This window comes from Ureaplasma diversum NCTC 246 (genome assembly GCF_000731915.1).
GTDB classification, from domain to species: Bacteria; Bacillota_I; Bacilli_A; order Mycoplasmatales; family Mycoplasmoidaceae; genus Ureaplasma; species Ureaplasma diversum.
Window position 1 is genome coordinate 1 of the sequence record NZ_JFDP01000033.1, and the last position, 13148, is coordinate 13148.

The following is a 13148-nucleotide window of genomic DNA, read 5'->3' on the forward strand; positions in this document are numbered from 1 at the left end:
GGTTCATCAAATGTCGCTTCAGGATCAAATGGTTCAACAAGTTCAACTTCAGACTCTGCCGCATCATCAGGAACATCAACTGGTTCAACAACAGCAGCAACAGCAGCAACAGCCGGAAAAGCTTCTTAATCATTAATTAAGATCAATTTATTAACATTTACAAAACAATATAAAAATCAACACCATATCATCTCAGGTGTTGATTTTTCATCTCCTTAACCTACTATTAACCCCTAAAACCACCTACTTTATTCATCATTCTAACTATTCAATAACACCAATAACTATCTAAAAGCTTTATAATATATAAACATCATTGATAAGGATTAGATTATGTTTCATTTAAAAATAGCTACCAAAGATGATAAAGATATAAGTATCAAATTCATAATGGAAGCACGGAAAATCCTTTTTCCAATGCTAGATCATAGTACTTTACCAAAGGATCTAGCTAATTTTGAACAATCTTATATAGAAAGTGATAATGGTTGTTGAATCAACTATTATGATGAAGATAAACTAATAGCTACTATTGCTTTTGTAGAATTTGATTTTAGATTTAAAGATCTAGACTTAGATGTAAACAAACGAACAGTTGAAGTTTTAAAACTATATGTAGATCCATTATATCGAAGACAAGGGATTGCTACTTTATTATTTAATGAACTAAAAAAGATAGCAAAAGAACGATCAATACAAATCCTTTATTTACACACCCACGATTTCTTAACTGGTGCTCAGAAACTATGAGAGAAATGTGGTTTTAAAGTTATTAAAAAAGATGACAGTAACTGAGCTACTGTTCATATGGTTTTAGAATTAGCTTAAGCTAAAAATTAAAAGGGAAGAATCGAGAAGTATCAAACTTAGGAACGATTAGTTCTACTTCTTTAATTTGTGGTACTTCTTTTTTAAGGATTCTTTCTAATCCTTCTTTATAAGTAACATCTAATAACATACAACCAACACAAGCTCCTAAGATCTTAATATAAACACATTGATCTTCATATTTAACAAATTCAAAATCTCCCCCATCCATTCTTACATATTCTCTTAACATCTCTAATACTTCTTTAATCTTACTTAATTGTTGATTATAATCCCAATTAAGTCTATCATCTTCTTTTTGCATAAAAGTCCCCTTTATTAATTGATCGTTTTGTATAAGTTATTACGATATTATCTTGGTTAATTAAAAAGCTATAACCTTGGTTATATGGGTCAATGTATACTAAATATCCATTAGTATCTGTATAAGCTGGTCTAATGTTATTTAAACGTTGGTTGATATGAGCACTGATCATAATGTTGCTCATATCTTTAAATTTAGGTTCTCGTTGTTTAAGACGACTAATAGCATGATCTGTTAATTTATATTTAATAATTCCATAATAGCTCATACCTTATACCTTCTTTAAGATTCAATTCATGATTGTTTGTACAGCTACGCTGTTTTCACGAATTGTCATAATTACTAAATCAGCATTCTTTTTAGAAGGTTCTATGAACTTATCATACATTGGTGAAACATCATCTCTTCATTGTTTGATTACAGATTCTAAACTTCTTTTTCGATCATTAATATCTCTTAATAAACGTCTAGTTAAACATTCATCCTTTGGAGTATCTACAAAGATCTTAATATCAAAATAGTCATTAATACTTTGATCATAAATAGCATAAATCCCTTCAAAGATCACTACATCAACATCACTGTATGAATCACCTTGTTCTAGTCTAATTTCATTAATATAATCATATCTAGGAACATTAATCTTATGTTCTTGTTTTACTTTAGTTAGTTGTTCTTTAATTAAGTCTCAATCAAAAACTTTTAGGGTGATCATAATTAATTGATCTTCGTTGTTCTGCAGTTAATTGGTTGTTTGAAAAATAGTATGAATCTTGACAAACAACAATTGTTTTTAAAGATGGGGGCATTTTTGAAATAATCAGTTTAGCTAAAGTACTTTTGCCAGATCCTGAAGCTCCAGCGATTGCTATCATAATAACTTGTTTAGTCATCTTCTATTTAAACCTATAATCTTGTATGTATAAATTATAATATTTACAAACACACTTATTTAACTTTAAAAAGTAAATATATAAAAAACTATTTTATTACTAGTTAAATTAATGTATAATAATAAGGTTATTAAAATGCAAGAAAGAAATGAGGCGATCATATGGCTGTACAACAAAGACGAGTAAGCAAATCACGTAAGGGAATGCGTCGTAGCCACGACCATTTAACTGCACCAATCACAACATCTTGCAGTGACTGTGGGAAACCATTACTACCTCATCGAGCTTGCAAGCAATGTAAAACATACCGTAACGTGAAATTAGCAATTTAGTTATTATTTACTTAAGTATGAAACAAAAAAGTAAAGATTTAGTTCCTAATCAAGTATTAGAACAAAACACTAATCCGCTTGCTACGAATCAGGATGATCTAAAAAGAGAAAACCAACTAACTAAGGTTTTAAACATCCCAAGCGTGATTCATTTTACAGAAAAGAAACTTAAGAAACAAGGTAAAAACTTTATTATTAATATCCTTTTAACAGTAACAACAATGTTTATTTTGTTAGGGGTTATTATCACGATTGCGATTGCGATTGGAATTCGTTTAGCTTAAAAATATGAAGAAGTGCATTGCACTTCTTTTTTGTTCTTTTATTAAAACTTTAAGTCTTGTTGATGTTTTGATTTAATCGTTATGGAAATATTATCAAAAGAAATAAGATTAAAAAATAGTATAATTACATAAGGTAATATAGCTATAAAATAACAATATCAAATAAATTTATCTAAAACACACAAAATAATATAGATAAGTAGAGAATAAAAGATGGAAAAGTAGTAGGAAGGATATTAAATGAAACGATCTAATACAATTTTTTTAACTAAACAAGAAGCTGCTCTTTTAGGGATTAATGATCCACAAAATCAAGACGTTTATTTAAAAAATGAAAAAGTAAAATTACATAGCATTGATACATATAAAGATGAAATCTTTCTTCCTAAAGGCACTACTAAAGGGCATTTTTATCTAAGTGATCCATCAATTAAAGATGATGAACTAAAAACAATCAGCTTTATTTCAAACAAAGCTGCTAAAGATAGTTCACTTTTTGCTTTTAATGTTATTGATAAACCATACTTAAAAGATGCATTTAACAAAACAAGAGAATATTTGATTTCAAAAGGGATTTGAACTCAAGATATTTTAGCTTGATTTTTAGGTAATCCTAAAGAACAAAATTGAACTGAAGAACAAATTAAAACCTTAGATCAACAATGTTCAGAATGATTAGCTGAAGCTGCTTTTGATTTTGATAAGTTTAATGGTGAAATCAATAAATTTAGACTTGATAATGAAAATTTAATGTTTAGTGAACAAAGATTTAATGATATTAAGTCTTCTTTATTATCAAGACTTGATGTTATTAGTATCCTTGTATATTTAAAATCATTACTAACTGAAGCTGATTATAGACAAGAATTAGCTAAGAGTAATGAAACATTTGATTTCAATAGTATTAATCTTAAATACGAAGAATTCTTACCATTTAGTTTTGAAAGAACTGATTATAAACTTCGTCGATCAATGCTTTCTAATTCACCACAATGTGATTTAGATAAACTACTTTGAGATTCTTGTCCTGAATGTTATAAGACAAATATTCAATACCGTGATTCAATATCATCATACACTAATGAAGAATTAGATGAATCATTACTTAATGTAGCTAATAATAGTTCTATTTCTAGAACAATTATTTCTGAACTTAAACCAACTGATGATACATTATTAACTGCTGAAGAAATAGCTAATTTAGAAAAAGAATTCTATTCAGCTGGTCCTATTAATTATGTAGAACAATATGATAATGAAGACTATGAAGAAGCGATTGAAGATATTGAACACTACGAACAAGGACATTTAAAAGTATTAAATCGTCACCAAGCTCACGAACACGAACACGAACACATACACACTCACCACGAATTAGAACTTCATACAGAACAAACACAAAACAATTTAAACCAAGAATATGAAATTCAACCAATATCTGAAATTGAAGTAGTTGAAACTAAAAATAAAGTAGTTGATCCAACACTTAATCCAATTATTGATGAATTAAATGCAATCTATAAACAACACTCTACTAAAGAAACTAATTTTGATTTAGTTGAAGAAATTCAAGATAAACCAGTTGATGAAGTAATTAGTGATGAAGTTGAGTTTGAATTTATTCACCCATCTACACTAATTAAAAAAGCTAATAGAACTGGTTCATGTTCATTACATTCTGAATCAGATATTGATCCAATAGTTGCTCAACTTCTTAAACTTAAAGCTTATAAAGTTTGTCCATCTAAAAAAGAAGATGATCTAACTAAAGAAGAAAAGAAAGGTTTATATTACGCTTCTATTCTTCACCCAATTCCTACTCAACAAGAACATCAAGCTTGAATTAATCGAGATGATAAAATTCCACTTTGTTATGTTGATGATCACGAAGATGATGAACATAGTGAACATGAAGAAATTCATACGAACGAAGTATTAGCTGCTAACTCTTCTTGTGATATGATGTGTGATTATGAACAAGCTAAGACTTGTGAAATGAGTTCAGAAACTCAATCATCTTGTGAATCTAAACAGCCTGAAGTTTGTGAAATGTCTTGTGCAACTGAACAAACACAATCTTGTGAAATGAACTCAGAAACTCAATCATCATGTGAGATGACTTGTGACACTGAAAAATCATGCGATTCTTCACAACCTAAGACTTGTGAGATGAGTAGTTGTGAATCTAAACAACCTGAAGTTTGTGAAATGAATTCTGAAACGCAATCATCATGTCAAATGTCTTGTGAATCAGAAACAACTAGTGAATCTAAACAAGCTGAAACCTGCGATATGTCTTGTGATATGGCTTCACAATCTGAATCAACTTGTCAAACTCAATCTTCATGTTCTTCAAAACAAGAAGATGAAAAACAAGAACCAAGTTCAGATAATGAACCAACAATTTCTAAATTAATGCCAACAGATGATACATTACTATCAGAAAGTGAAATCAATAACTTAGAACAAGAATTCTATTCAGTTGGTGATATTAATTACACTGAAAAATATCAACATGAAGATTATGAAGAAGCATTTGAAGATATTGAACACTACGAACAAGGGCATCAAAAAGTAGAACTTCGTCACCAAGCTCATGAAATTGAAGAACAAACACAAAGCAATGTTGATTATCAACCAGATGATATCGATCTAAAACCATACAATGACACTGATCTTAACCAAGAACAAATCAACAGCTTAAAAACTGAATTCTATGCAATTGACAAGCAAGAAGATGTTCAAGTAGAAGAAAACACTGTATCTAATAAAACAGAAACAAACGATGATATTACTCACTTAATCAATGATTTAGATAGTAGTATCCATTTAGAAGATGAATCTAACCAACAACCTAAAAAAGCTAAAAAATGGTTCTGAAAGAAAAAATAATATTTAAGGGATGATAAGGAAACTAAAGCGATGAATAAAACAAAAACAACGATTCACTTAGAAACAGAACAACTTTTAGAACAAGGTTGAACAGGAAATCCTGAAAATGTTTTAATTAGAAGAACTGATGGTTTATTATTTGAACAAGATCATCCACATGTTTGTCCAAATGGTGGGAATGTTCATACTAGTGGTGTTTTATATAATAACTATGATGCTGAAAACATCTCATATTATGATTTAGATTATGGTTTTCAAGATGATAGTATTGTTATCTTAAACAATGATATTGATCCAGCCAAAGTTAAAGATTATGCTGATAAATTAGAAACTTTAGTAGATCAATACTATGAAACAATTTCAAAGAACTTTATGGATAATAACATTAAAGAGAATGCTGTTGAAATTGTCCAAGATAATGAAAATTGATTAAATTCATTCATCAATGAAGGGGAGAGAATTTGTTATAACCTTTTTGCTGATTGATACTTTAAAGATATTAAAGATTTAATTATTAATAAAGATCAACAAACAGCTAAAGAACATCAAGTTTATACTCAAAAAGCTAATAAGCTTAAAAATGGTGAAGATCTTAAAAAATTAAATAAAGAACACCAAGATAATTTAGAAAAAATTGAACGTAATTATTTTGATAGTGTTTATAGTCGAATCAATGAAATTAAACAAAAAATATTAAAAGATGATAGTTTATTTAATTCTTCTTCATCTAAAGAAAACTTCATTAAACTAACACTTGCTTTATCAACACAAATTGGTGTTATCTCTGAGCTTGAAGAAATTCTTGAAGTCCAAGAACAAAACAGAGTTTATCACATGCTACAAATCGTTAAAATCAACCGATTAAAGCTTAATAACTACTATGGTAATGAAAACCAATACTTAGCAGCTTTATATGAAAAACGAATCAATTTCTTATCAGCTCTTGGTTTAGAGATTTCAGTTTTAAAATTCTTAGTTGACTGATACACTTTATTTATTGATCTAAAAACAAAACTAACTACTAAAAACCATCCGCTTGCTAACTATGCAACTTATTATGAAGCAATTAAACGAATTAAAGCAAGTGTACGTTGAGCAGCTAAAAATAAAAAAGCTCTTGATTTTGATGATGAGTTTGATAACTTATATGATTTAATTGATGCTGGTGTTGGTGATAGTAATCTATCAGATTATGAATTCTTACAAAAGATTAATGCTTCTAAAAATGAAGTAGTTACTCATAAAGCATATAAAACAGTTTATCAACCAAACTATTCAGTTAATGCAACAGTTAACAACTCTAACATTGATCTTAAAGCATACATTAACAACCAAAAAGTACCATTAAAAACAACACTTGACAATAAATAAAAAAATAGAAATAAGTTAGATTAAAAAAGCAGGCTTTCTTGCTTTTTTGTCTTTTATATAATTTAGTATGAAAAAATACATTGATCTAATATATGAAATGAAACTTAATCAACTAAAAGAACTAAGTCAAAAAAACAAGAAACAAAAAGCTATTTATGTTTTTTATGATAGCTCATTAGTTGATGTTAATAGTGCTTATATTAAATCAAAAGTTAAGTATGGTAATATCTTTGATGTTAAGGTTTATGTTCATGATTTATATACTAATGATCTAGATACTAATCATAGATTATTAAAAGAAATTAAAGATCATCATTTTATGATGTTTGAATTTCCTATTTCTAAACCTATTTTAGATCAAAACTATTTCTCATATTTAAGTTTAGATAATGATATTGATGGGATAGTAGCACCTAATTATATTCAAAATGATTTTAATTTGATTAAATATCATCCAGCCACTGTTAGTGCAGTGCTTGAAGTAATTAATTATTTAAAACTAGATTTAAAACAAGAAGATGTTTGTATATTAGGTCGATCAATTTATTTAGGGAATTATTTATATCAACTTATTTTAAAAAACAAACCAAAATCAATTGTACAAATTAATTCAACAACAGTTAATAAACAAGAATTAATTAAAGGATCATCTTTAGTAATTTCTTGTATTAATAAAGCTTTAGTTTATCCTATTGATTGATTAGCTGATAATACTTATTTAATTGATGTAACAACCGAGTATGTTAACAATAAACTAAAAGGATCGTTTATTATTGATCAAACTTATGCTAATGAGCATAATATTAAATACACACCAACCCCTGGCGGGATTGGTAAATTAACAACCTTATTTTTATTTAATAATTACTTTCTAACTACTAAATAAAATAGTAATAAAAAGATAATTTAGGGGTATAATCTTATAATATAGATTGTTATAAAGGTTCATAAACAATCCTTAACTTTCTTTTTTAAGGATGATTTTATGTTTAAAAAACTAATTAAAAATGTCTATCGGTATTTAAACAAAAGCAAAGCCAGTTTTTTTGGACTTTGTATTTTACTTTTTATTACAATCTTCTCATTCTTATTATTAAATAATGTTTCACAAACAATTACTAGATCATACAACAAACTAGTAACTGAACAAAAACTACATGATGTGGTTGTTAATGAGTCGTATTCAGAAGAGGGCGGAGAAGCTAAAAAAGCAGCTTTTTATAAAGATTTAGATCAACTAAAAACTTTTTATGTATCTAAAGATCAGCTGTTTGATTATAATCCCCATCAATCATTACTAGTTAACTCAGCAAGTAATAATATTACTTATAAAATTGTTGAGTACTCAACAAAACAAAAAATTAATACTTTTAGTGCAGAAACTAATAAACGATTAGAAAGTGCTGGATTTGATAGTATTGATTTAAGAAAGATTTTTAATAATGCAAGTTCTGATGTTGTTGATTTTTTAATTAATAACAATAAAACTAATCCCAATCATAATTTATATAAAATTACTAATGAAACAGAACTTTTAGAAAGTAAAAAAGATCTTAAGCCTTTATCTAATATTTTAGATGTTGATCAAATGGATTTAAGTAGTGCTGCTAAAGCTAGGATCTATTTATTAAAGAATATTGTTAATGGTGCTTGAGAATTTGATGATGACGATTATCGTAAACTATTCATCAAAGCTTATGAATATGCTAAATCAGATCAAAACTATGATCCATTACTAGCTAATGTAGCTGATTTTTCAAAGTTTAGTGCAGCAGATGCAAATGCTGTACAAAAACAATTTATTGCTATCTTATATCCTTCTAAAAAAGGAATAGAGATTAATACAGAAGCATCAACTGTTGTCAAAGAACACCGAATTGCTTTTAGTTTTATAAGAGCAGGAATTCCCATTCCTGTTTATTTTGATGTGAAAAGTGCTTATGCAATAGTCGGTTTTAAACCATTTATTGATAATCAAAAGAAACAATTATTTGATCTTAATACTTGAAATGAAGCAATTAAGAAATATCAAAGACAAAGCGAGTTTGAAGCTTGGTTTGCAAGTATTGATGATAAATATAAACTTAAAGTTGATTCAACTGAGTTTGTACTATTAGATACAGGGATCACTCCTGATTTTATGTATCCGATTGTATCATTTGCATCAGTTATTCCTAACCCAGTTAAAGAGGGGTTAGTGTATGTTAACAAAAACGGATTTTATCGAATCTATGATGCTTTTAGATCAAATCCAATTGAAAGAATGTTACACATTGTTCTTAAAAACAAAGATGGTAGTAGTTTAAAAAGTGAAGAATATAAAGCTTTAGTTTCTGATTTAAATAAAATGATCCAAACTAAAGCTTATATGAACTGACCAAGTAGTATTCCTGCTGCTTATATTAAAGATGATACAAATAATAAAATTACACCAAGTCCATTAAGAATTGTATTTGTTAGTCAAATTACAACATATATTAAAACCTTTAGTTTAATCATTACTTTATTTATTATGATCTTTGCTATTTTTGTAGTAGCAATCATTGTAAGAAGATTTATTGCTCAAAATAAGATCAATATTGGAATTTCACTTGCTAATGGAATAGAGAAGTGAAAACTAATTACAAGTTTTGGTTTAATTGGTTTAATCCCTTCTTTATTAGGTGGAGTTATTGGATTAGTAGGTTCGCACTTTGCTCAACCTTTAGGAATTACTTTAATTAGTAATTATTGATTATTACCAACTGAGTTTGAATCATTTAATTTCTTAAATCTATTCTTAGTAGTAATTCTTCCTTTCTTATTCTTATTTGGATTAATTGCTTTATTGTCTTGATGATCGTTAAAGAAGAATCCAATTGATTTAATGAGGGGAAGTGAAACTCATAAAATTTCTTGAATTGTTAAATATATTAAAAAACCATTTGCATATGGTTCTGCATTTGGTCGATATACAATTACACTTTCGTTTAAATCGTTATCTCAAATCTTTATTTTAGGATCAATGATTGCTTTCTCATTTAGTTTGATTATGTTCTTAAGTGCAACAAAAGACAAAATTGAGAATACAACCCAAAGTACTTTATTATCAAATAAATATAAGTATGCGATCGAACTATCAACCCCAACAATTGAAGGGGGACAATACCATTCTGCAGACATTGAACGATTCGGTTCTACGATTACTGTTAAAAGCAATGATCCTACTCAAAAAACTGATAACATCATTGATCAAAAATATGAAAGTAGTGATTATGATCAATTCATTAAATTAAAAACCAAACTAAATGGTCTTAATTTAATTAAAGATCTAAGTAATCTAAAATTAATTGGAGCAAAAGATGCTGAACGTAAATCTTATGATTTATTATATATAGCTAATGCTTTTCAAGCAAAACAATTCTTAGACTTTAACTTTGGAATTAGTGGAGCAGGTTCAAGCACTAATCCTTGATCAATTACTAAATCATTAATTCCTGAAAACACACTACAAGAAATTGAAAAACACTATAAACTTTGAGGAACTTCACTAGTTAATGATCACTTGATTTTAGATGCTAAAAGTTCTGATAAAGTAGCTAAGATTGCTCATGAAATATTAAACATTAATGATGTTGTTGATGAGTTTGAATTCAATAATGTTAACCAATTTAATACTTTAGTATCAACTCAAACAGCTAAACTTAAAGATGATAGTTTAAAACAAAACAAAACCTATTCTTTTAAAGGAATTATTTTTGATCAAAATATGAACCTTTTTGCTTTTAATGGTTCAATGGTTTATGAAAATAAATTCTGACGACTTGTTATTAATAATAAAGATCAATTAGAGAAATTTATTAATCTAAACAGAATAGCTAATAATAAAATGTTTATTAGTTCATTAAGTTATCAAGTACAAAATAAAGATAATAAACTAGATACTAAATACATCATCAAACATGATGATTTAGTATATGATGAACTATTCTTTTTAACTAATATTAATAATCAACAAAAAACTGAAATTAACAAAATTAGTTTAAGTTCTTATTTTAGATCTAAATTCTTAAAACAAGATCCTAATGGAGAGTTTGAATACATCTACAACTATGATCCAATTTTAATTAAAAAGGAATTGTTTGAAAACATTGATAACAATGTAATTAAAATTGTAATTGATCCAGATGCAGCTAATCCTAAAACTGTCTCATTAAGTTTTAATTCATTTACAGATCTAGAGATCTCAAATGGAGCTCAAGCTTATGAGTTTAAGATCACAAACAAGAACACTAATCAAACAATTACAATCATAAGAAAACCAAAGAAAATCTACTATAGTGTTAACTCACAAGCAGCTACTAACTCATTAGATTCAATTACAGCTACAAAACTAGCTGATGAGTTTATTAACTTAGTATTATTAACCCATCCATCAATTAATGAGAAGTATTATCATACTTGAAGTGGGGTTATGTTTAATAGTATTGGTTTAGATTATAGACGTGAAAACAAACAAAGAAAAGTAATTGAACATGATGAACCATATATCTGAGTTAATTCAACAATTACTAAAATCAATAATTTAGATTATACAAGTATTAAAAATAATAAAATTATGGGTTTAATTGATAATACTAGATTAGTTGATTTATATAGTAATAATCAAAAGATAAATAGTTTATTAACCCAAAGAGATGATGCTTTAATTATTAATCAAAATACAGCTAAAGCTCATAATCTAAAAATTGGTGATCAAATTACTTTTAAAATCCATAATTCAGCTGATCGATACCAATTTAACTTCACTAAGAAATCAGTTACACTAACTGTTGTTGGAATTAATGATACATATCAAGATCAACGGATGTATACAAGTATTGAAACAGCAAGAAAGATCTTAAATCTAAAAGAATCACCATATTCAGAGAAGTTTAATTTCATTGGTTATAAAGGGGCTTTTAATGGGATTTTAACTAATAAACTAGCTCCTGAAATCTTAACAAGAATGGTTCCAATTTACTCACCATCTGGTCTATATCCAACAGATGAAAGATGGAAAAAAGATGCATTTACTCTTAAGTTAATTGAAAATGTACTAAACACTAATAATAAATTTAAAGAAGCTGATTTAAATAATCCTAAATCAGTTTTACACCCAATTTTAGAATCTCAAAAACGCTTAGTGCGTGCACTTGGTTATAGTAGTTTAGAGCAACTCCAAAACGATGCTATTAATGTTTATGATCAAAACAAAAACATTGTCTCTAAACGAACACCAACTCAGCAAGCTGAATGAATCATTGATCAGTTAATCAATAAATTTGGTTATGATACTTATTTATCAATGGTACAAAATGTAGAAGCAGTGGATGTGATGTTTGAAGTATTAAGAACAGCATCAAATACGATTACAAGTGTACAAATTGTTGTAATTAGTATTTTCTTATTAATTATTTTATTATTAGTAATTTTAATGACTGCTAACTCTGTGTTTGATATTGCTAAAGTTGTAGCTTTACTTAAGAATATGGGTTATTCAGATCTTAAGAATGCAGTCTTGTTTGTTACTACATTTATTACTCCATTTACTTTAGGGTTATTATTATCAATTCCTTTAACTACTTTAATTATTGATTTATTTACAAAAGCAATCTTTAGTGCGATTGGAGTATTAATTACAACTGGTTTTGTATGATGACACTTCTTAGTAATTACTTTAGTTGTTTTAGGGGGATTGTTAAGTATTTGGTTGATTGCACTTTATTTACTTAAACGAACAAATGTGGTTAATGCAAGTAAGCGGGCTTAATTATGCGAACAATTATTGGAAATATTTTAAAAGCAAACAAAATCTTTAAATTAATCAATAACAATGACAGAATCTGTGTTGGTGTATCTGGTGGTAAGGATTCAATGTTATTACTATACAGTTTAGGATTAATTAAAAAGATTTATAAAAGAGAATTAAATTGAGATATTGAAGTCGTTGGGATTCATTTAAAAATGAATTTATGTCACATTGACTATGAACCAATTATTAACTTCTGAAAAGAACAAGGAATAGTTTTTCATATCGAAGAAACTGATATGGGTGATATTTTACGTGCTAATATGCGTAAAGGTAAGATCCAATGTTCACTTTGTTCAAAACTTAAAAAAGCTATTTTAATAGGGTGTGCTAAACGTTTTAATTGTAATAAAGTAGCAATGGGACATCATGCTGATGATGCCATTGAAACCTTCTTTATGAATATGATTAATG

Annotated in this window: 10 protein-coding genes and 1 pseudogene; 8 read left to right on the forward strand and 3 right to left on the reverse strand. The window is 27.5% G+C overall.

What is annotated here, in order from left to right; translation table 4 throughout:
- Positions 1 to 333 precede the first annotated feature (333 nt).
- The gene (locus UDIV_RS01190; RefSeq protein ID WP_038102153.1) at positions 334 to 828 is read left to right on the forward strand and encodes a GNAT family N-acetyltransferase; all 495 of its coding nucleotides are present in this window, start codon (positions 334 to 336) and stop codon (positions 826 to 828) included.
- 1 nt (position 829) lies between these two features.
- On the opposite strand, the gene UDIV_RS01195 is transcribed toward UDIV_RS01190, so the two are convergent.
- The 3 genes and pseudogenes from UDIV_RS01195 to udk form a co-directional block, all read right to left on the reverse strand.
- Positions 830 to 1132, reverse strand: coding sequence for a NifU family protein (locus tag UDIV_RS01195; RefSeq protein WP_051749385.1), 303 nt, complete (start codon positions 1130 to 1132; stop codon positions 830 to 832).
- Complete coding sequence (locus UDIV_RS01200; RefSeq protein WP_038102154.1) at positions 1113 to 1400, reverse strand: hypothetical protein; 288 nt, start codon at positions 1398 to 1400, stop codon at positions 1113 to 1115. The genes UDIV_RS01195 and UDIV_RS01200 overlap by 20 nt, the downstream gene beginning before the upstream one ends.
- Before the next feature lie 3 nt (positions 1401 to 1403).
- Positions 1404 to 2025, reverse strand: a pseudogene (gene udk, locus UDIV_RS01205) (uridine kinase).
- 161 nt (positions 2026 to 2186) lie between these two features.
- Here udk and rpmF point away from each other — a divergent pair.
- The 7 genes from rpmF to UDIV_RS01235 all read left to right on the forward strand — a co-directional run.
- On the forward strand, positions 2187 to 2357 hold the full coding sequence (rpmF, locus tag UDIV_RS04260; RefSeq protein ID WP_081847796.1) for a 50S ribosomal protein L32: 171 nt from the start codon (positions 2187 to 2189) through the stop codon (positions 2355 to 2357).
- Positions 2358 to 2374: 17 nt separating this feature from the next.
- Positions 2375 to 2641, forward strand: coding sequence for a hypothetical protein (locus UDIV_RS01210; RefSeq protein WP_156021860.1), 267 nt, complete (start codon positions 2375 to 2377; stop codon positions 2639 to 2641).
- Between the two features lie 240 nt (positions 2642 to 2881).
- Positions 2882 to 5533 (forward strand): hypothetical protein, encoded by a 2652-nt coding sequence (locus tag UDIV_RS01215; RefSeq protein WP_038102155.1) that lies wholly within the window; start codon positions 2882 to 2884, stop codon positions 5531 to 5533.
- A gap of 30 nt (positions 5534 to 5563) precedes the next feature.
- Entirely contained in the window at positions 5564 to 6904 is a 1341-nt protein-coding gene (locus UDIV_RS01220; RefSeq protein ID WP_038102157.1) for a hypothetical protein, read from the forward strand.
- A 67-nt stretch (positions 6905 to 6971) separates the two neighbouring features.
- Positions 6972 to 7790, forward strand: coding sequence for a bifunctional 5,10-methylenetetrahydrofolate dehydrogenase/5,10-methenyltetrahydrofolate cyclohydrolase (locus UDIV_RS01225; protein ID WP_038102159.1), 819 nt, complete (start codon positions 6972 to 6974; stop codon positions 7788 to 7790).
- Positions 7791 to 7889: 99 nt separating this feature from the next.
- Positions 7890 to 12695, forward strand: coding sequence for an ABC transporter permease (locus UDIV_RS01230; protein ID WP_038102171.1), 4806 nt, complete (start codon positions 7890 to 7892; stop codon positions 12693 to 12695).
- A gap of 2 nt (positions 12696 to 12697) precedes the next feature.
- Positions 12698 to 13148: PP-loop family protein (locus UDIV_RS01235; RefSeq protein ID WP_318023569.1), on the forward strand; the 451-nt coding region annotated here is incomplete at its 3' end.